At 46.3% G+C, this 20,940-nt stretch carries 22 protein-coding genes and 2 riboswitches; of the genes, 20 read left to right on the plus strand and 2 right to left on the minus strand.

The features are described 5' to 3' along the window. Positions 1–110 precede the first annotated feature (110 nt). Positions 111–1,088 (minus strand): hypothetical protein, encoded by a 978-nt coding sequence (locus tag FYJ53_RS02655; RefSeq protein WP_073383431.1) that lies wholly within the window; start codon positions 1,086–1,088, stop codon positions 111–113. Positions 1,089–1,090: 2 nt separating this feature from the next. Continuing rightward, the gene (locus tag FYJ53_RS02660; RefSeq protein ID WP_090414986.1) at positions 1,091–1,426 is read right to left on the minus strand and encodes a PadR family transcriptional regulator; all 336 of its coding nucleotides are present in this window, start codon (positions 1,424–1,426) and stop codon (positions 1,091–1,093) included. A gap of 174 nt (positions 1,427–1,600) precedes the next feature. Beyond that, a riboswitch (molybdenum cofactor riboswitch) is annotated at positions 1,601–1,724 on the plus strand. A gap of 406 nt (positions 1,725–2,130) precedes the next feature. Here FYJ53_RS02660 and FYJ53_RS02665 point away from each other — a divergent pair. The 20 genes from FYJ53_RS02665 (at position 2,131) to FYJ53_RS02760 (ending at position 20,934) form a co-directional block, all read left to right on the plus strand. After that, positions 2,131–2,910 carry a formate/nitrite transporter family protein gene (locus FYJ53_RS02665; protein WP_073383434.1) on the plus strand — a complete coding sequence of 260 codons (780 nt, stop codon included), beginning with the start codon at positions 2,131–2,133 and terminating at the stop codon, positions 2,908–2,910. Between the two features lie 129 nt (positions 2,911–3,039). Beyond that, positions 3,040–3,576, plus strand: a complete 537-nt coding sequence (locus tag FYJ53_RS02670; RefSeq protein ID WP_243143930.1) for a flavoprotein — start codon at positions 3,040–3,042, stop codon at positions 3,574–3,576. Positions 3,577–3,717: 141 nt separating this feature from the next. Further along, positions 3,718–4,557, plus strand: a complete 840-nt coding sequence (locus tag FYJ53_RS02675; protein ID WP_073383439.1) for a class I SAM-dependent methyltransferase — start codon at positions 3,718–3,720, stop codon at positions 4,555–4,557. Beyond that, positions 4,558–4,675, plus strand: a riboswitch (molybdenum cofactor riboswitch). A 78-nt stretch (positions 4,676–4,753) separates the two neighbouring features. Then, positions 4,754–5,851 (plus strand): ABC transporter substrate-binding protein, encoded by a 1,098-nt coding sequence (locus tag FYJ53_RS02680; RefSeq protein ID WP_013382190.1) that lies wholly within the window; start codon positions 4,754–4,756, stop codon positions 5,849–5,851. A gap of 97 nt (positions 5,852–5,948) precedes the next feature. Further along, positions 5,949–6,989 (plus strand): iron ABC transporter permease, encoded by a 1,041-nt coding sequence (locus tag FYJ53_RS02685; protein WP_154556942.1) that lies wholly within the window; start codon positions 5,949–5,951, stop codon positions 6,987–6,989. Position 6,990: 1 nt separating this feature from the next. Then, the gene (locus tag FYJ53_RS02690; RefSeq protein WP_013382188.1) at positions 6,991–7,770 is read left to right on the plus strand and encodes an ABC transporter ATP-binding protein; all 780 of its coding nucleotides are present in this window, start codon (positions 6,991–6,993) and stop codon (positions 7,768–7,770) included. Positions 7,771–8,217: 447 nt separating this feature from the next. Continuing rightward, positions 8,218–8,496, plus strand: coding sequence for a CD3324 family protein (locus tag FYJ53_RS02695; protein WP_013382186.1), 279 nt, complete (start codon positions 8,218–8,220; stop codon positions 8,494–8,496). 138 nt (positions 8,497–8,634) lie between these two features. After that, positions 8,635–9,954 (plus strand): ribosome small subunit-dependent GTPase A, encoded by a 1,320-nt coding sequence (gene rsgA, locus FYJ53_RS02700; RefSeq protein WP_148430736.1) that lies wholly within the window; start codon positions 8,635–8,637, stop codon positions 9,952–9,954. A gap of 71 nt (positions 9,955–10,025) precedes the next feature. Further along, positions 10,026–10,412: an arsenic metallochaperone ArsD family protein gene (locus FYJ53_RS02705; protein WP_013382184.1), complete on the plus strand. Its 387-nt coding sequence runs from the start codon at positions 10,026–10,028 to the stop codon at positions 10,410–10,412. Between the two features lie 270 nt (positions 10,413–10,682). Further along, complete coding sequence (locus FYJ53_RS02710; protein ID WP_227929955.1) at positions 10,683–11,528, plus strand: transketolase; 846 nt, start codon at positions 10,683–10,685, stop codon at positions 11,526–11,528. Beyond that, positions 11,528–12,481 carry a transketolase family protein gene (locus tag FYJ53_RS02715; RefSeq protein WP_073383446.1) on the plus strand — a complete coding sequence of 318 codons (954 nt, stop codon included), beginning with the start codon at positions 11,528–11,530 and terminating at the stop codon, positions 12,479–12,481. The genes FYJ53_RS02710 and FYJ53_RS02715 overlap by 1 nt, the downstream gene beginning before the upstream one ends. 10 nt (positions 12,482–12,491) lie before the next feature. After that, positions 12,492–13,802 (plus strand): transaldolase family protein, encoded by a 1,311-nt coding sequence (locus FYJ53_RS02720; RefSeq protein ID WP_073383449.1) that lies wholly within the window; start codon positions 12,492–12,494, stop codon positions 13,800–13,802. A 27-nt stretch (positions 13,803–13,829) separates the two neighbouring features. Then, entirely contained in the window at positions 13,830–14,681 is an 852-nt protein-coding gene (locus FYJ53_RS02725; RefSeq protein WP_073383451.1) for a class II fructose-bisphosphate aldolase, read from the plus strand. Between the two features lie 11 nt (positions 14,682–14,692). After that, the gene (locus FYJ53_RS02730; protein ID WP_073383454.1) at positions 14,693–15,631 is read left to right on the plus strand and encodes a PHP domain-containing protein; all 939 of its coding nucleotides are present in this window, start codon (positions 14,693–14,695) and stop codon (positions 15,629–15,631) included. 8 nt (positions 15,632–15,639) lie between these two features. Next, positions 15,640–16,296, plus strand: a complete 657-nt coding sequence (locus tag FYJ53_RS02735) for an HAD family hydrolase (RefSeq protein WP_073383456.1) — start codon at positions 15,640–15,642, stop codon at positions 16,294–16,296. Positions 16,297–16,320: 24 nt separating this feature from the next. Continuing rightward, positions 16,321–17,040, plus strand: a complete 720-nt coding sequence (gene deoC / locus FYJ53_RS02740; protein WP_013382177.1) for a deoxyribose-phosphate aldolase — start codon at positions 16,321–16,323, stop codon at positions 17,038–17,040. A 36-nt stretch (positions 17,041–17,076) separates the two neighbouring features. Further along, positions 17,077–17,796, plus strand: a complete 720-nt coding sequence (deoC, locus tag FYJ53_RS02745; RefSeq protein ID WP_013382176.1) for a deoxyribose-phosphate aldolase — start codon at positions 17,077–17,079, stop codon at positions 17,794–17,796. 56 nt (positions 17,797–17,852) lie between these two features. Next, positions 17,853–18,572 carry a deoxyribose-phosphate aldolase gene (gene deoC / locus FYJ53_RS02750; protein ID WP_013382175.1) on the plus strand — a complete coding sequence of 240 codons (720 nt, stop codon included), beginning with the start codon at positions 17,853–17,855 and terminating at the stop codon, positions 18,570–18,572. 29 nt (positions 18,573–18,601) lie between these two features. Next, on the plus strand, positions 18,602–19,321 hold the full coding sequence (gene deoC, locus FYJ53_RS02755) for a deoxyribose-phosphate aldolase (protein WP_073383459.1): 720 nt from the start codon (positions 18,602–18,604) through the stop codon (positions 19,319–19,321). A 92-nt stretch (positions 19,322–19,413) separates the two neighbouring features. Continuing rightward, positions 19,414–20,934 carry an FGGY-family carbohydrate kinase gene (locus tag FYJ53_RS02760; RefSeq protein WP_073383461.1) on the plus strand — a complete coding sequence of 507 codons (1,521 nt, stop codon included), beginning with the start codon at positions 19,414–19,416 and terminating at the stop codon, positions 20,932–20,934. Positions 20,935–20,940 lie beyond the last annotated feature (6 nt).

A 20,940-nucleotide genomic window follows, 5' to 3' on the forward strand; every position in this document is an offset into this window, starting at 1 on the left:
CGAATACTTATACCCTTTTATCGGAAAATTTATATATTTTTAACAAGAAATTTATGAAAAGTTATAAAGAAAATAGACCCGGCAGAAGCTGCCAGGTCTGCTGCAATTCCTTAACGGTCATACCAGAAGCCTTTGAACAGGGTGACACCCATTTCAAGAAGGAGCGCAAAAAGAATGATCGCCATGAAGTACAGGTTAAAATGGGTTAGAAAGCCTGTGACGGCTGCATTCGACAAGCTGCTGGAAATCGCTGCGATAAAAGCGCTGTTTAAAATCTGCTGATCAGACAGAAGGATCAGCGTCAGAGCTGCGCTCAGGACACCTGAGACCACTGTGACAATAGCCAGCCTTTTAGTGTAACGGCCTTCATAGAGTTTAAAGCTTTCATTCATAATGCCGAGGATCGTGAAGCCTGCGAAGACATACCATAGCTGGTGAATGCGGTCTACGTTAAACACAGGGATAAAAGGCTGATCTGCGCTGAATTTTGCGCAGATAATCTGAGGAGCGGCCAGAAAGATTACACAGAAGATCACAGAAAAAATGATGCCGGCGATGGGCTCTCCCTTTGGAATAACAGATTTTCTTTCTGGAACCGGGGGCAGACTGTCAAGCTCACTGCCGCCAAAATTAAGGGCGACATTTTTTCGTTCAAAGACCGCGAAAATAAAAGTAACCGCGCCAAAAGCAGCGATAAGGCCAGTGATCAGTGTACCAATCCATGAGAAAAGGGTAATGTACAGTGCCTCGTGACTGTCCGTGAAAAATGAGATAAATCCAGAAAGAACAAGCCCGAAGGTCACAGAAGCCAGAACGATGCCGGTAACCATTTTGTATTGGCTGTAATAGGCAGGGCCGATAAGGTGGTCGCGGCCTTCAGGCATATAGCTCATGGCCAGCTCTGACGGGGTTCCCAGCTCCGTGAGAATGACCCGGACATCACGGTCTTCAGGCATCAGACCATCGCACCGGGCCTCCAGCATATCTTCGATGAGCGAGTGCAGCTCTTTGTCAATATCGTTTCGCAGTCGGGCAGGCAGCCGCCTTGTAACCGCGTAGACATACCGATCAATCAGTTCGTTTTTCATTTTTATTCCTCCTCAAAAATCTGATTTATGCTGCTGACTGTTTTATCCCAATGCTGTTTTAACTGCCGGCAAATTTCATTGCCGAATTCAGTCGTCTGGTAGTACTTTCGCGGCTTTGGTCCGTCTGTCTGCCAGGAGCTTTCGAGAAGCTCCTGGCTTTCGAGGCGTCTGAGCAGCGGGTAGAGCGTATTTGCCTCTGCCGCGATACCCTTTTCATTGAGTGTGTTTACCAGATTGTAGCCGTACATGGGTATTTTCAGCTGGCTTAAAACACAGAGCACCAGTGTTCCCCGGCGCAGCTCTGATACCATACTTGACAAAACACTATCCTTTTCCAAATGACGGCCCTCCTTTATTTGCTGTTAATCACATTATAGTGTGTTATACACAGTATGTCAAGAAGATACAGTATTTTGTTTGAAAATGTCTGAAAGAAAAGGCTGGACTTCATGCTGGAAATGATTTATAATAAACGTAACATTGGTTTCAGTTTATCTGGAAGAAATAAACAAAAAAATAACCGCATTCGAGTCCAAAAGCCTAAAGGAAGTGAAGCCCCCATGGCCGGGGACCGATGAGTATATCTGGAAACGGATATGCTTTCCGTGTTTGAGAAGAATGCAGATGATTCCTGAAAATTTTCAGGGGCATATTTCGACACGGGAGAAGTATGCCCTTTTTTAATGATTTTTCAAAAGATGGTTATTTTATCCATGAGCTCCTGCTGCCTTTTGTCATTAAAAACAAAAGGCACTAATCTATATAATCTACCAAGTCAAAGGGCCGTCGCATCCTCGGCGGCCGTTTGAATCCTTTGCTGAATGGAGCAGGACCATGCGGTTCTGCTTTTTGTGTTTTGAAATATAAGTTATTTTTATATTTAACTTATAAAAATTTCTTAAAAATTAACGTTATAGCGATTTGATGCTATTTTATAATGTTTAAAATATAAAAATAAGGCTAAATAGGATAAAAATTTATACTTTTACAACGCTTGAAGTTATGATATAATTCTGAAATAAACATTCAGGAGGTGCGTGAAATGAATGGTTTTCTTTCTCCGGCGGAGATCGGAGAAGTGTGGGTTGGGAATGGTGTGAAAAAGGCCTCCCTCTCCATTGGTAAAATGCTGATTCTCGGCATTTTTGCAGGTATTTTTATTGGCTTTGGCGCCCATGGATTTTTACTGGCGACAGGAATTGGCAAAGGCGCCTTAAGCGAGGCTATGCTCGCTAAGTTTATTGGCGCTTCGGTATTCCCGGCAGGCTTGATGATGGTAATATTATGCGGCGCAGAGCTGTTTACAGGCAATAACCTGATGACACTGGCCCTGATGGATAAAAAAATTACCATCAAAGGGATGCTGACAAACTGGGTGGTTGTTTATATCGGCAATTTAATCGGATCGATTTTGTTGGCTTTTGTTTTGGCCAAAAGCGGTCTTTATGCAGACGCGGTGCTGGAAAAAGCGGTGGCCGTTGCACAGGCAAAGGCTGGGATGCCTTTTTCAACAGCGCTTATCCGCGGTATTCTATGTAATATGCTGGTTGTTTTAGCGTGCTGGATGCAGGCCGGCTCAAAGGATATGATCGGCAAAATCTTTGCGATCTGGTTTCCGATCATGCTTTTTGTTTTTGCGGGCTTTGAACATAGTGTTGCCAATATGACCTATATTCCTCTTGGAATTTTCCTGGGGGCAGATGTCAGCTGGGGGCAGATGTTTATCAACAATCTGCTGCCTGTCACACTCGGCAATATTATCGGCGGCGCCATAATCGTACCATGCGCTTACTATTATGCATACATTCGTAAAAATAACTAGAGAATGATAAAGGAATACCTTTATATATATAAGGGTATTCTTAATATAAATTTGAAAGCGGTTTACGTCTTCTGTTTTATCTGTGCTATAATGAATGAGAAAATTTAAATGTTTACAGGAGAAATGAAAATGCTGATTGGAAAAAACATAACCATTGGGATTACGGCATGTACGCCGGTTGACCAGATTCCTGGACTCATCCGGATGCTGCGAAATGAAAAAGCAGAGGTAAAGGTGATATTAACCCCGAATGCCCTTAATTTTATTACACCGCTTCCATTGCGGCGCGTGTCGGGGAATCCGGTTGAAATCGACCAGTTTGAGGAACCAAAGGTATGGGATCCTGAGCACAAAACCTCTGACCAGTCTGATTTGCTGCTGATCGCTCCAGCCTCGGCCAATACCATTGGCAAAGCGGCCAATGGCATAGCGGATAATTTACTGACGACGACCATTCTTTCCACCACAGCCCCCATTGTGTTTGCCAATAACATTAATCCGATGATGTACAGCAAGCCCAGTGTGCAGCGGAATATCCAGACTTTAAAGGAAGATGGCTGTATTTTTGTTGAAAACGGGGAGGGCAGAGCGCCCAACCGCATGCCGTCTAATGAACAGATTTTCCAGACGATCATCAAGGCATTGGAGAAAATGACAGAAATTTAGAAAATGGAAAAGTAGGGTAAAAAATTGTCTTTGTTGGAAACAGCATGGACAATTTTAAATAAAAGAGATAAAATGTAATAGGAAATATTTTCAGAATCAACTAAAAAAATAATCCAGTAAAACAGGAAATGTGGTGAAGCTATGAATGGATTAGTAAACTGGGCGGCAATTTCAGAATTAAGCCATCCGGCAGGCAAGGCGAGCCCAATGAACAGCGACCCTGCAAAAATGTGGGGCGCGGTTGCGCGTATGTACAATAAAATGGCACAGCTGGAAAGAGAGTACACACAGAATCAGCTGGACGCTTTGATTATTACAAAGGAAGATACAGTATTGGACGTGGGCTGTGGGCCTGGCAGGCTTTCTGTGCCGATTGCCGGTATGGCGAAAAGTGTCACCAGCCTGGATGTGTCCCAGCAAATGCTGGAAAAGTGTCAGGAAAACGCTGCCGCTGCCGGTGTGTCAAATCTGACCACCCGGCTTTTGAATTGGGATGATGTGAAGCCCGGGGAAAATATCGAAAAGCACGATATTGTCATCGCGTCACGGACAACAGCCCTCGCTGATCTCATCAAGCTGAATGCACTGGCAAATAAATATGTCTTTATTCTCTGCTGGGCCAAAAACCCCAGCTTGAAGCATGTGCACGACGCTTTGTTTTACGGTGTGGATGATGCGCTGAGGCCAATACCTCCAATGAACCGTTTGCTTGGATATAATGTGAATTTTAATCTGCTCTACGATATGGGCGTAAACCCTAACGTTAAAATTGTGGCAGATGGCTTTCACTGCGATTACGAAAGCCGGGAAGCAGCCTACAATGATTTGAGAACCCTGCATCCAGTACCGGAAGATCGGGAAAAAGTTTTCAGGAAAAACGTGGATGAGTGGCTTACGGATTTACCGGGAGGCGGCGTCTCTTTCAGGCGTGAGACTGAAACCTACGTCATGTGGTGGAAACCGGGAAAACTGGAGCTTTAAAATTAAATATGCATTCGAGTCTACAGGCCTAAAGGAAGTCCCATGGCTGCGGACCGATGAGTGTAGGGGGAAACGCCTGCGCTTTCCGTATTTGAGAAGAATGCAATTGAGCTGTTTGATACCAAACGGGCATATTCTTAAACGGAGTATGCCCTTTTTTATATATAAAATATAGGGAAAGAAGGAGATGTGAGAAATGAAAAAATTTAAAAAAACCCTATCTGTTTTGCTGGTGCTGGTGCTTCTCAGCTTTGCTGCAGCTGGCTGTTCACAAAACAACGGTGATACAGCGAAGTCAGACAATGCGGACGGAGACCGCACCATTACCGATATGTCAGGCGTTGAGGTGACGGTTCCGGCAGAAGTGAAGTCGGTTATTAACCTCTGGCCGTCCAGCAACCAGATTATGATCACACTGGGAGGGCAGGATAAACAGACTGCCTACATGGCCACCCTGCAGAAGCCAAGCTTTACCTGGATGCAGATCGTTAATCCAGCCATTATGGAAAAACAGACAGTCGGCGGAAATGGCGACGTGACCGCTGAAGAGCTGTTGAACCTGAAACCGGATCTGGTCATTACCTCCAGTGATGAGGACGCCGAAGCTTACCGTGCTGCAGGGCTTAACGCAGCGTGTATGATGTTCAATAATTATGAAGGTTTAAAGGAATCTGTCTTAAAAACCGGTGAAGCGCTGGGAACCAGCGAAAAGGAACGGGCTGACAAGTACGTTGAGTATCTGGAAAAGAACATTAAGCTGGTTCAGGACCGTTTAAAGGACGTAAAAGATGAGGACAAGCCTGTTGTACACTATGTCGATGGACAGAGCGGCACCAGTCCTTACAAAACAACCGGAAACGGTACAATGCAGGAAGAATGGCTGACCATGGCTGGTGGAAAATTATCCACTGATGGGATTCTTCAAGGAATGAGCAAGGAAATTACACCGGAGCAGTTTTTGAGCATTAATCCGGATGTGATCATTGTTGGCGGAACTGGACAGGCAGACGCCTATGATGCCTTGATGAGCGACGCTTCACTGGCAAACCTGAAGGCGGTTCAGGACGGTAAGGTTTACCGCAACCCGCAGGGAACCTTCCAGTGGGACCGCTTTGGTTCAGAGTCTGCGCTGCAGGTGCTTTGGGTGGCTAAAACCCTATATCCGGATAAATTCGAGGACATTGACATGAAAAAGGAAACCATTTCCTTCTACAAAGATTATTTAGGCTATGATCTTTCAGATGAATATGCGGATGCGATTTTAGCTGGCAAAAATGCCCCGGACGGACGCTAAGCCGGATTAAAGGGCATAAAGAAATAATATGAAAGAATAAACAGTCAAAGCCGCCGATTGCCCGGCGGCTTTTTTGAAAATAAAAGGACAAAACTGTATGGCGAGAGATATAAAAGAAAACAGGGTGAAAAATCCGGAAGACAGGCCGCTTGGACTGGTTTTGACACTGGCGGCGGTTATTGTACTTATTTTAACAGCGCTGTGTGTGGGGCGTTATCATGTGCCGGTAATACAGGCTGTCAAAATACTGCTGTCCCAGATATTCCCCATCACCCCAACCTGGGATAAGACAATGTATGATGTTATTATCAACCTGCGGCTGCCGCGTGTACTGGCTGCTGTCCTGGTCGGTGGTTCCCTGGCATTGGCCGGGGCCACCTATCAGGGGATGTTTAAAAACCCTCTGGTATCGCCAGATCTTCTGGGGGTTTCCGCCGGAGCCTGTGTGGGCGCGGCTGTTGCAATCCTGATGAGTCTGGGGAGTGGAATGACACAGGTGCTGGCCTTTGCGGGCGGTCTTTTAACCGTGTTTGTCACCACCTCTATTCCAAAGCTGATGCACCGTAATTCAACCATGATGCTGGTATTGGCCGGTGTGATCGTAGGCGGATTTATGAATTCGATCATTGGCCTCACAAAATACATTGCAGATACGGATACCCAACTGCCTGACATGACCTACTGGCAGCTGGGGAGCATCGCGAAGGTCACCTATCCCACGCTTATGGCCATTGCGCCGATTATGATCATCAGCGGCGCAGTGCTTATTATCATGCGGTGGCGGATTAATATTTTATCTGTCGGGGATAATGAGGCGCGGTCTCTGGGCGTTAACCTGCGCTTTGAGAGAGGGATTGCCATCATCTGCTCTACCGTGCTGACGGCTTCGGCAGTATGTATGAGCGGAACCATTGGATGGATCGGGCTTGTTATGCCTCACCTTGGAAGAATGGTGGTGGGCAGTAACAATGTGCGGCTGCTGCCGGTCACCACACTGCTCAGCGCCGCATTTCTGATCATCATTGATACCCTGGCCCGGACGCTTACCGGTGGGGAGCTTCCCCTTGGTATTTTAACCGGCTTTATCGGAGCGCCCTTCTTTACCTGGGTATTGATCAAGCAAAGGATGAGTGCGTGATATGGCCTTACTGGAAGTGAAAAAAGCTGGCTTCTCCTATCCAACTAGGGAAAATGTTTTTACCGATATTTCATTCACACTGGAAAAGGGAGAGATTTTTACCATCCTTGGCCCAAATGGAGCGGGTAAGTCAACGCTCCTTAATTCCCTTGCAAACTTGACGCCTCTGACAACCGGGGAGATATTGGTGGACGGTGCTCGTCTGGATAAAATGAGCTCCAGAGAAACGGCCTTTAAAATTGCCTATGTGCCTCAGACCACGGAGATAACCTACGGCTACTCTGTGCGGGACTACATCGCCATGGGAAGGGCCGCGCATGTGGGAATGCTGGTGACACCAAAGAAAAAAGATTACGAAATTGTAGATGAAACCATTTCGCTGCTCGGCATTGAACACCTCGCGCACCGTCTCTGCACTCAGATCAGCGGTGGTGAAAAGCAGCAGGCATGTATTGCCAGAGCCATCGTTCAGCAGCCGGAAATTATTCTTTTTGATGAACCGACCTCCGCGCTGGATTACGGCAATCAATTAAACATTATGCGGCTCATCAAAAAACTGTGTGGCCGGGATTACGCAGTTATCATGACTACCCATAACCCGGACCAGCCGATTTTGCTTGAGGGGAAGGCAGGCATCCTGGACCGGGACGGGCACATGTTAACAGGCACAGTAAGCGATATATTAAGTGAAAAAACGCTGAGTGCCGTATACCGCACGGCCCTGCACCTGGTCTATGTGGAGGAGGCAGAGCGGATGGCATGCATTGCGGCCAAGATTTAAGGGTTTTGACAAGAAACGGCCCGGATGTTATAATTTAGAAAAATGATTGAAAGAGGTGTGTTGATGTCGGCTTTGTCTGTTTACAGGGTTCTCAACTAAATACAGTTGAAAGGGTACAGTGATGATGGGGGCAAACCCCTTTGTTTCGTTGACCTTTTTAGAAACATACCAGACAGACGGCTTCAACTTATCGAATCATGGCGGTGCAGCGGCTTTTGCGGTTGTACGGTTTTATATTTGATTTATACTGCCCGCAGGAGCGTTCTGCATCTTTAGAGGTGTGGTGTGTTGGCCGCGGGCTTTTTGTGTTCAAATTTACGACGAAAGGGAAAGTTTATGAAGTACGCTTCGGATCGTTGTGCTTAGCAGGGGTTATCGCATGACATCAGAATAATGAGTTGTGTATAGCCCTTGCTTAATCCTAAAAAATAAATTAGGAGGAGCATAATGAGCTATATCAAGGCAGGCGACGTGCTGCCAAAAGAACTTGTTGACAAAATTCAGGATTATATTGACGGAGAATACATATATGTGCCCCGTAAAGAGACAAACAGAAAAGGCTGGGGGCAGAATACCAATCGAAAACAGGAAACGCTTTTGAGAAACCGGGAAATTTACCAGCAGTATACGGAGGGGGTGTCCGCCGCCCGTCTTTCGGAGATTTATTTCCTGTCTCCCAAAAGTATACATAAAATTATTGCAAAATGTAAGCTGGAAAACCAGTGATAAGAGTGCCGCAGCTAAAAGTCCTGCGGCGCTTTTTTATTTCAGAAAAATAAAGGCGGTTGTTGTGCCAATTTAAGAGCATGTATAATGTTTTTGCAGAAAAGGGGCAATTCCTGAAAAAAGATTGGAGAAAAACAAATGAAAAAGAAAAAAATAAAAGAAAACATTTCGATACAGGATGCAGAGAGAGAAATGATAAAGGCAACCGTTGTAAAAATAATGAATAAGCAGGCGCAGGTCCGGGCTGGGGACAAGCTGTTGACCTGTCTGCTGCCACAGACGATGGTTTCAAAGAAAAATGCGCTGGTGGTTGGAGACCGTGTGGCAATAAGCTCTGTGGATAACGATACGTATAGATTATCTGAAGTGCTGCCAAGAGAAACAGAGGTTTTCAGGGGAAGCCGGCGTTTGCCGGGAGAAAGGATAATAATAGCTGCCAATGTGCACTATCTTTTGGCCGTTGCGACAGCCGAGTATTTCAGGCATCAGGCAGGTTATCTGGAATCTGCTGTTATTGCAGCCAGACGGGCAGGGGTTAAAATCATTATTTTGATCAGCAAATTGGATCTGGTCGGTAAAAGAGAAAAGGAACTGCTCGAGAAAAAAATAAACCTTTACCGGAAAACCGCAGACCTGGTCTTTGCCGGGTCAGGACAGGCTGAGATAGAAGCCATGATAGAGGAAGTGTCAAATAAAACAGGGGTGGTCGTGGGCGACCGGTCTTGCGGTAAATCGACCCTGATCCATAAAATTCTGAGCAGGCTCTCGGAGGAAGTGAAAACCCCGATAAAATTTCCAAGCACGCACAGCAGCCAGATGATGTATGGCCCTCAAAATACCTGCCTTATTGATACCCCGGGCTTTCGTGATTTTGCGCTGCAGGCCGTTGCAGAGAATGAAAAAAATACCACCTTTCCAGAAATTGCCCGGCTGGTCCATCATTGCGCGTTCAGCAGCTGTACGCATACACATGAGGAAGGCTGTGCGGTGCTGCAGGCTCTTCGGGAGGAGTCTGTTGAAAGAGAACGGTACGATGCCTATCAAAGTATGGGAGAGAAACCGTCTAAGCTGCAGCAGAAGCCAGACTACAGGCGAACAGCCTGCACAGAAAGCTTTGTGTGTAAGGTGTGCGGTGCTCACGTTGCACCCGAAGGAGCTGGCAGTGAGCACAGGAACCATTGCCCCAAATGCCTGTCAAGCCTCCATGTCGATAAAAAGCCCGGGGACCGCGCCTCCTTATGTCATGGTGTTATGGAGCCAGTGAGCGTCTGGGTCCGGAAAAACGGAGAGTGGGCGGTTATTCACAGGTGCCGTCTGTGTGGTGCGCTCAGTTCAAATCGCATCGCGGCAGATGACAATCCGGCGCTGCTCATGTCCATTGCGGTTAAGCCGCTGGCGAGGACACCCTTTCCCCTCAATAAGCTGGAAGAAGTGTTTGGCGGAAAGTGTGAGCCTTAAGAACACTCAGAAAGCGTTTCGTCCTGTTGCTTTGGGGTATCTAGAAAGAAAAAACGAAAGCAGGTGTCATAATGATGCATCATATAGAAATTTTTGATCCGGATATCCAGTGTTATGCCGGCGAGTGTGAGCCCATGGGCAATAAAGAATACATGCGGATCACCACCATGGTAGAGAATCTGAAAATAGCGGGAAAAGACATTATCCGTTACAACCCTATGCAGGAGCCCTCACTCTATAAGGAGATGCCTGAGATCCGGCAGCTTATGGATGAGAAGGGAATAGAAGCTCTGCCGGCAGTAATGCTGGACGGAAAAATTGTCAAGAGCGGCGAGTATCCATCCAACAAAGAGCTGCTGGACTGGTCGGGATTAAGCCAGGAAGAACTGGTAAAAACCATCATGCAAAAGAAAATGTCAAATTGTAAATGCGGCAATGATCTGGATTGCTGCTGTTAAATAAAGGTTTCTGAGAGGATCGGCAAAGCTTGCCGGTCCTCTTTTCTTAATAAAAAGCTTAAAAATTTAATGTCGGTTTCCAAAAAATTTTACACCATGACGGGTTAAAAGAAAAAGCACCAGATTACGTCTTGGAAGAGCATGACCAGTTAAAATCGTTAAAATATAGACAATTTAAGAGGGTCGAAAAGGCTTGACAATCGGTTACACTGCAACTATACTAGTCTTAACTGGTCATGACCACTAATGATGACCGAGGGGGAATTACTTGTGGATAAAATCGAATTAATTGAGAGAAAGGCGTTTAATATCCGAAATGATATTGTAAAAACCATTATTGAGAATGGTGATGGTCATGCCGGACCGTCCCTGTCCTGTACGGACATTCTGGCGACACTGTACTTTGGAGTGATGAAAGTCGATGTTAACAAACCCAAATGGGAAAAAAGAGACCGACTTATCCTGAGCGCGGGACATAAATGCCTGGCGCTGTACGGGACGCTGATTGAAAAGGGATTTGAGAGTGAACGGGTACTGCATAGCTATAACCATTTGGGGACAATCGTGCCGGGGCATCCGGATATGAAAAAGTTCCGGGGTGTGGACTTCAGCTCCGGCGCTCTGGGGCATGGGCTGCCAATTGGCTGCGGTATGGCTCTGGACGCAAAGCTTAAAGACCACGACAGCCGTGTGTTTGTCCTCATGGGCGACGGCGAGCAGGGAGAAGGCTCTAACTGGGAAGCCGCAATGTTTGCAGCCCACCATAAACTTGACAATCTGGTTGCCATTATCGACCGGAACGGTCTTCAGATTAACGGTACAACAAAAGAGGTGCTCAACAGCGCAGATCTTGCGGAAAAATATAAAAGCTTTGGATGGGCGGTAGAGATTGTGGACGGCCATGATGTGGCGGCAATGCTGAAGGTTTTTGAACAGACGCCTGCTCAGGCAGGAAAGCCAACGATGGTTATTGCCAATACTGTCAAGAGCAAGGGAATGTCCTTTGCAGAAAATAACGTGAAGTATCACCACTGGAATCCTGGAAAGGATTCTGAGGAGGCCAGACAGGCATTGGAAGATTTACGCAGCTATCAGGAAGCAAAGGGGTGGTCATAATGGCAGGAATAAAGTTAAACCCAAGAGATGTCTTTGGCGAAGTGCTTCTGGAAATTGGAAAAACAGATGAACGCGTTATGGCGGTATCCTGTGATTCCGGCGCGGGCTCCGGCATGAATTCTTTTAAAGAGGCGCTGCCCTTACAGTATTTAGAGGTTGGGATCAGCGAGCAGGACGCCATCGGCATTTGTGCCGGTCTGGCGGAATCCGGCAGAGTGCCGGTGGTATCAGCCATCGCTCCCTTTATCAGTATGCGGTGCTTTGAACAGATACGAAATGATGTGGGCTACGCGAACATGAACGTAAAGATCATTGGCTCAAGCAGCGGTCTGTCCCATTCTAATCTGGGCTCTACACACCAGGCGCTGGAGGATATGGCAATTTTAAAAACAGTGCCGAATATGGTGATTTTTAATCCCGGCGACGGCTATGAGGTAGAAATGTCGCTCAGAAAGGCTGTGGCCTGCAAAGGGCCTGTTTATATCCGGATGCCGCGAAACGCCATGGAAATGCCTGTGAATCTGGAAAAGCGCAGCTTTGAAATCGGCAAGGGAGAGAATCTTCTGGACACTGGCGATGACGTGGTCATTCTGGTTACAGGGACACTGAGCGTTGACGCGCTGGAAGCAGGACAGCGGCTGGCAGAAAAGGGCTATAGAGTCAAGGTGCTTAATTTTACAACCGTTAAGCCACTGGACAAAAAGCTGATCCGCGACGCTTATAAAAACTGCCGGCTTATGTGCACAGTCGAGGAGCACATAACCACCGGCGGCTTTGGGAGCAGTGTGCTGGAGCTTCTTTCAGATATGCCGCACCACGCACCGGTTCACGTACTGGGCATTGAGGCCGGGTCCACTCAGACGGGGCCATACCGTGAACTTTTAGATTATTATGGTTTAAGCGCTGATAAGCTGACAGAGACCATTGAAACTTACATTCATAATTTAGCATAAGGAGAGAGACATGGAGATTAAATGCAGTTTAAACACATTCAAGAAAACAGACGTCACATTCATTGACAGCGAGAAGGCGTACATCAGCAGAGTGGCCGACCAGCCAATGGCGTTTGAGACCTTTCAGGCCTTAAAGCCATACGTGAAATCCATTGGTGTGACCGATGGATTTAAAAAGGTCATTGACACCTTTGACGTATCAGAAGGCCAGACCCCGGCAGGCTTCCGGGTAGAATACGAGCTGGAGGAGGACGGGGCCCTCAGGGCAGACCTGGTAAGAGATATCAGCTATGACAAAAATGGGGTGAAACGCCCGACCAACGTCCTGTTTTCAGCAGACAGCGCCAATCCTTACGAAGTAGCGCCCATCAAAAATATTCTTGCCAATCTGACCTGTAACCCTGGGATCATCTATGATCTGTTCATCAATAATCCAAAAGCAAATGTCGGCAGCCAGTTTAAAACAAGAGACGAGGTTATGGCAGAAATCGGCAGGATTCTGGGCCCTGGAGCAGACATCAGCGTTGAGCTGAACGACCCCTTTGGCAAATCGGACGCAGAGATTCTGGAAGAAGCCGCTAAATTTAAAGAGATGCTGTCCGAATACCGCGTCGTCATCAAGGTACCGCACACCGGACCAGTCAGCAAGGAAACCGTTGACCAGCTCCTTACAGGCGACAAGAAATTTTCAATCCCCTGCGACGCACCTGGTACAGCCGAAGCGCTGAGAGGCCACAACATCGCATTGATGCTTCAGGAAAATGGCTACCGGGTCAATTTTACTTTAATGTTTGAGCCCTACCAGACAGCACTTGCGCTGCAGGCAAAGCCTTATTTTATCAACAGCTTTGTCCGCCACCGCTTCATGCAGTCCGAAATCATGAAAAAAGGCCTTGCGGCTTACGATGCAACACGCGACCCCAGATATCTGGAAGACATAAAAAAAATGTTCATCGAAAAAGACTACCTGTGCAAAGGCCAGGAAATGGATCTGCTGAGCGTCAAGCAGGCAGCCGAGGATCTGCTTAAGTACCGGCACTTTGAAGACCATGAAGGATCTGACGGCCTGGACAGTGTAAGACATAACCTGAGATGGTTTAAAAACACCAACCTGGACGATTCAAGACTGATTATCTGCAGTATGGAAGGGCCGCTCAATTACCCGGATATCGACAAGCTTTTAGTCGAGGACGAATTCAGTGATCTGGTCAACCGTGTAGTTATCACCGCAGAGCCAAACTATCTGGCACGTTTTACCTCCTGCAACCAAGTAATCAGCTATCAGCGCCGGTTTATGAACGCGGCCAACGGCGCAAAATAAAATCAGAATAAGAAATGAGGTCATGAAATGAGTTATGTAAACATGGAAAAAATATTGAAGGATGCCAGAAAAGGCGGGTACGCTGTCGGCGCCTTCAACATTGTCAATCAAATGACAGCAAAGGCGGCGGTGGAAGCGGCAGAAGAGCTGAGTTGCCCGATCATTCTTCAGACCTCGGTTAAAACCGTCAAGCAATTTGGAATTGAAGAAATGATGCAGTTTTTAAAACCGATTGTGGAAAATGCAAAGGTAGATGTGGCGGTGCATCTTGACCATTCGACCGATGTGGATTTTACAATCGCCTGTATTGACGGCGGATGGAGCTCTGTTATGTACGACGGCTCAAAACTGCCGCTGCCAGAAAATATTGGGAACACCAAAAAAATTGTGGAAGCCGCCCACGCAAAAGATGTTACCGTCGAAGGTGAGCTTGGAGCTATCGTGGGCGTGGAAGACGATATTGTGGTCGATGAAGACCAGAGTGCTCTGGCAAATCCGGAGGACTGTAAGGTTTATCTGGAAGAGACAAAAATTGATGCCTTTGCCCCGGCCATCGGTACAGCCCACGGTGTATATAAAGGCGAGGTTAAAATTGATTACGACCTTTTTGAAAACATCAACAGCTTTTCGCCCTGCCCGTTGGTACTGCATGGCGGTACCGGTCTGAGTACAGGCACCTTTAAACGGCTGATCAGTTTGGGTGCGGCAAAAGTCAATATTTCAACAGCGATCAAGATTGCCTACTGCGGCGGTATGAGAGACTATACAAAGCTGCGGCCTGATGAAAATGACCCACTGAAGCTGGATGCCTTTGTAAAAGATAAGGTCAAAGAAGTGGTTAGAAATCACATCACACTGTTCAGTTTATTGGAAGATTAGGAAGTGAGCATATGGATTACAAACCAAATTATCTCTGTGATCTGCACAGCCACACAACCCGCTCAGACGGAAATGATACCCCAAAGGAATTTCTGGATACCGCGGCAGCCCTGGGGATGAAGGTCGTAGCCATTACAGACCATGATGTGCTGCCGCCGGAGAAGATTGAAGTAGGCGGGCTCATGGTTGATGTGGAACGCTATGCCCAGAAGAAAGGCATGAAGGTTTTAAAGGGAATTGAGTTTTCCTGTGAAACAGAGGTAGAGGATGTGCATCTGGTAGCCTTTGGCTGTGATTACTCTAGCCCTGAAATCCTGGCCATGAACCGGATTATTGTTCAAAGTAAAATTGATTCCTACAGGAGGCTGACTGAACTGCTGACAGAGAAGGGCTTTCCCATCAGATGGGAGGAAGTGCTCAATTACAATGATATCCCGAGAAAGCCAGAGGATGTGCAGAAGAAAATCATCTTTAACCTTATGGCCGAGAAAGGCTATACTGAAACCTGGAGTGACGCCAAGCTGATGATCCGCAACACACCGGAATACAGTGTGAAACGTGAAAAGCCAGACCCCCTGACCATTATTGATATTGTACACCGCGCGGAAGGAATCGTCATATTGGCGCACCCCTATCTCATTGACGAGAGGGTTAAAACAAAGGCCCTGGAATGTTCGAGAGCTGAATATATTGACCGCCTGATCAAGGGCGGGCTGGACGGCATTGAGGCCTCCTATACCTATGACAAAACAACCTATAATGGCTCGCTGACAAAGGAAGAAATCATAGAGCAGGTACGCAGAGACTACACTGACAAGGTTGCGATCATTTCCGGAGGCTCAGACTACCACGCAGATTATAAAAAGTCCAGCAAAAAAGTCCGGAACATTGGCGAATGCGGCATTACGCCAGAGTATTTTTACAGCAATGAGCTGTTGTCCAGACTGTAGGTGAAAAAATGGGAAAACATTATGATTTGATTATTTTTGATCTGGATGGGACGTTGGTAGATTCTGCAGCGGATATTGTGGCGACTGTTAAGTATATTATTGAGAAATATGGATTTGAGCCAAAATCAGACACTTTTATACGGAGCTGCATTGGCGGCGGAGCACGCAATGTTCTTCTAAAGAGTCTTGGAGAGGATAAAGAAGCGTTAATCGACAGTGAGATTTTGCCGCTGTTTAAAAAATATTACGAAGAAAACTGTGCCGTGTACACCAGCCTGTATCCCGGCGTTAAGGAAATATTGGACCATTACCAGAAAATGGGCAGGCCAATGGCTCTGGCGACCTATAAGATCAGAAGCGCTACAGAAAAAATTATGAAAGCCCTGGCGTTTGAACAGTATTTTGACTATCTGGTAACCGCAGATGATGTTGAAAACCCAAAACCTCACCCGGAATGTATTCAAAAAATACTGGCACACTACCAGATGCAGCCAGAACAGGCAGTGCTGGTGGGGGACACAAAAACAGATTTTATGACAGGCTACAACGCAGGTGTGGATGTATGTGCGGTAACCTATGGATACGGCAGCAGTGAAGTGCTGAAGGATCTGGGACCGGCCTATATGGTGGATGCAATGAGTGAAATAAAGGAACTGCTCCTTTAAAAAAGAGAATATAGGAGGAAGACGATGGTTGATTTATCAAAAATGGATAAGTGGTCATTAGGAAAGTGTTTTGACCATTCGGTACTGCCCAAGGACACAACAGAAGCGGATATTCGCAGAGGCTGTCAGGAAGCAAAGGCTTATAACTGCGCGGCTTTCTATTCAGCATCACCTTATTGGACACCTGTGGTAAAGGAAGAGCTCGAAGGAACAGACATCCATATCGCCACAGGCTTGGATTTTCCCTTTGGCGCGTCAACGGTAAAAATGAAGGGACTCGAGACCGAAGAGGCTGTCCGACTCGGGTGTACGGCGCTGGACATGGTCATGAATATCGGCGCCCTCAAAGACAAGAATTACAAGGAAGTGAAGGCAGGTCTGGATGCTTTTGTAAAAGCGGCTGAAGGCAACCTGACGAAATGCATCATGGACGTTAACTTTTTAACCGATGATGAAATTATTGCAGGCTGTAATTTAATTGCAGAAGCGGGGATTGACTATGCGAAAACATCAACAGGACAGTTTGAAGGGCCATCGATGGATCAGTTTTTACTCATGAAAAAAACATTGAAGGATACCGACATTAAGCTGAAGGTTGCCGGTGTTAAATTTCCGAGACCTCAGAATGCCTACGCGTTTTTACTGGCAGGAGCAGATTTAATTGGAACCCGTGCAGCTGTGGCGATTATAGATGCCTTAGACCAGATGCGTGAGATTGGCATTGTACCGCCGCTTCAAAAGTAAAGCAGTGGATTCAACAGATTATACCAGGAGAAAAAAATGATCGATTTAAAAAAGTTAACCAAGTGGGATGCCGGAAAGCTCTTTGATTATGCCATTCTGCCAAAAGATACCGATGAAGAAGCCATCCGTAATGGGTGCCGTGAGGCAAAGGCTTATAACTGCGCGGCTTTCTATTCGTCTTCACCCTACTGGACACCCATTGTGGTAGAAGAATTAGGAGATACGGACGTTAACATTGCGACAGGGATCAGTTTTCCCTTCGGTTCACAGCCTTCGGCTGTAAAAGCCATGGAAACAGAAATGGCTGTGAAGGCAGGCTGTACATGTCTGGATATGGTCATCAACATAGGAGCTTTAAAAGACAAAAAATATGATGTTGTCAAACAGGAGCTTGTTGATTTTAAAAATGCGGCTCAGGGACGTATGACAAAAGGAATTCTAGACGTTGCGTTTCTCACAGATGATGAGATAAAGGCTGGATGCGAGCTGATTAAGGAAGTTGGTCTTGATTATGCAAAATCAGCGACAGGACAGTTTGAGGGGCCGACGATGGAGCAGGTTTTGATTATGAAAGAAACAATCGCGGATTCCAATGTTAAGCTGAAGGTTTCTGGCGTTAAGTTTCCAAGACCTCAGAATGCATGGGCCTTTATTATGGCAGGGGCAGAGCTGATTGGAACACGGTCTGCGCCGGAAATTATTGATTCGATGGATCAGATGCGGGAAATTGGGTTACTGCCGCCTTATGAAGGATAAGACAGCTGATAAGCCAGGATATAAATTAAAGGATAAACAGGACAAGGAGTAAAAAAATGATTGATTTTTCAAAAATGACAAAAAAAGATGTTGGTAAATGTTTTGACTATTTCATTGGCCCAAAAGACACAACAGAAGCGATTATCCGGGAAGAGTGTAAAACAGCCATTGAATACAATGTAAAAGCCTTCTGCTTCTCTTCTTCAATTTGGTCATCGGTGGTTGCAGAAGAATTAAAGGGAACCGATATTTTGGTCGGAGCAGGGATTGGATTTCCGTTTGGACAGCAGACCAGCGCAGTTAAATGCTTTGAAACAGAAGAAGCTGTAAGAATGGGAGCAACGGTATTGGATAATGTCATGAACGTTGGCCTGATGAAAGACAAAAAATACGACCAGATTCTCCAGGAATTTAAAGATTATAAAAAAGCAGCAGGCCCGGCGATCACAAAAATGATTCTGGAAGTATGTATGCTGACAGATGAAGAAATTCGTATTGGCTGTGAGCTAATTGCAGAAGCAGGCTTGGACTGGGCTAAATCATCAACAGGACAGTGGGAAGGTCCGACGATGGAGCAGGTACGCATTATGGCTAAAACGCTTGAAGGAAGTGATACAAAGGTAAAAGTATCGGGTGTTAAGTTTCCGAGAGCACAGAACGCTTACTGTTTCTTGATGGGCGGAGCAGAGTTGATTGGTACCCGCCAGGCGCCGCAGATCATTGATTCTTTGGATATGATGCGCGAAATTGGCGTTGTTCCAAAATATAAAGGATAAAAATAATTACAAAATAAAGGAGTAAAAAAATGGTTGATTTATCGAAAATGACAAAACATGACATGGGGAAGCTGATTGATTTTTCTGTTTTGGGCAAAGACTCAACAGAAAAAGATATTCGCAAGGGATGCAGGACTGCCATTGAGTACAACTGCAAGGCTTTCTGTTTTTCATCCTCTTACTGGACACCGGTCGTTGCCGAAGAGTTAAAGGGGACAGATCTGCTGGTCGGTGCGGGAATAGGTTTTCCTTTTGGTCAGCAGAGCAGCGCTGTAAAATGCTTTGAAACAGAAGAAGCCGTCCGTATGGGGGCGACTGTTCTGGATAACTGCATGAATGTTGGCGATTTAAAAGAGGGCAAATACGACAAGGTTTTACAGGAATTCAAGGACTATAAAAAAGCAGCGGGTCCGGCTATGACTAAAATGATCATTGAAACCTGTATGTTAACCAAAGAAGAAATTGTAACCGCTACCAAGCTGGTGGCTGAAGCGGGCATCGACTGGGTTAAGACCTCAACAGGGCAATATGCAGGACCAAGTGTCTCAGACGTTATCCTGATGGTAGAAGCCCTCGAAGGCTCTGACACGAAGGTAAAGGTTGCCGGGGTTAAGGCGCCGCGTCCGCAGAATGCGTTTGCTTTTATTTTAGCCGGAGCAGAATTGATCGGAACTCAGGGCGGCAAGGAAATTTTAGACGGTGTTGATGATTTACGGAAAATTGGATTAATTCCCGCATACCAGGGATAAAACAAAAACATACTGCCAAAAATCAGAGTTGGGGGACTTTGATCAGAGATTTAATATTAAAAACTAAAACTAAGTTATAGAGGAGAAATAAAATGGGAAAATATTTAGTTGGTATGGACGCCGGAACGACCGGCTGTAAAGTATGCGTTTTTGACCTTGAAGGAAACCTTATTGGGAGCGATTACCGTGAATACCCATGTTATTACCCGCATGAAGGCTGGGTAGAGCAAATTCCGGAGGACATGACACCGGCATTGTTCAAAACCTGTAAAGAAGCCATCCGTAAGGCGCAGGTAGATCCAAAGGATATCATAGCTGTGGGGCTTTCTTCCCAGGGGTCTGTTATCGGTCTTTTAGATGAAGATGGCGAACTGATCCGGCCATTTGTAGGCTGGCAGGATCTTCGAGGCAGCGAGGGAGAAATAAAATGGATTACGGATCAGATTCCAAGAGAAGAATATTATCAGCTGACCGGCGATCCGCTGGGAATGTGCTTTAGTATTGCGAAGCTGGTATGGCTTAAACATCATGAGCCGGAAAACTGGAATAAAACAGCCATGTTCTCCACACATCAGGACTATTTTCTTAAGCAGCTCGGCGCAGACGGATATTATACAGACTTTTCATCTGCAAGCCGCGAGGGTATGATGGATATCAACAATAAATGCTGGTCGAAGCGTATGCATGATATGTTGGGAATTCCGCTGGAAAAAAGAGCTGAGCTGGTAGACGAACCGGGAAAAGTCGTCGGACATATTCCAAAAGATGTCGCTGAGCTCACCGGATTGGCAGAAGGAACACCAATCTGCGTTGGCGCACATGACCAGAATTGTAACACCTTCGGTTCAGGCGGTGTGGATGACGGAACGGCAGTTGTGGTAATGGGTACCTTCGGCTCATGCTTTATCGTGAGTGATGAACCGATTCGTGATCCAAAGGGAAGACTGGTCGTTAAAGGGAATCATGGGGTTGGCAATTATACCATCGAGGCCTTTTCAAATACGTCCGCTTCAAGCTACCGCTGGTATCGGGATACCTTCTGTGACATTGAAAAATTCTCGGCTGAGCTGGTCAAAACAGATCCTTATGAACTCATCAATGCACAGATCGCAGATGTCCCGCCAGGAGCAAATGGCATAACCTTCTTACCATACCTGCAGGGGGCGTCAGGCTCTAAAATCAACGATAAGGCACGCGGTGTTTTCATCGGAATGTCCCTTGGAACGAAAAAAGCCGATATGGCAAGAGCGGTAATGGAAGGCATCAGCTTTGAGGTATATGATATTATCAACGCCGAACTGGAAGCTGGAATTAAAATTAACTCCATTCGCCTGACAGGCGGCGCCGCAAAATCTCCGATGTGGTGTCAGATGCTGGCTGACATTTTTAAACTGCCGATCCAGCTGCTGAGTGCAGGTGAAACAGGCTGCTTAGGAGCAGCTCTGTACGCTGGTATTGGCGTGGGCGCTTATGAAAACTGCCGGGACGCAGCTGAAAAAGCAGTTAAACTGACTGAAGTTTTTGAGCCTGATCCAGAAAAATTTGCAGCTTACGATAAAGCTTATCAGCGCTTTATCAACGTTTATAACGCCTTGGACAACCGTATATTCTAATAAAAA

The organism is Eubacterium sp. BL-380-WT-2B (assembly GCF_009696115.1).
Lineage (GTDB): Bacteria > Bacillota > Clostridia > Eubacteriales > Eubacteriaceae > Eubacterium > Eubacterium callanderi.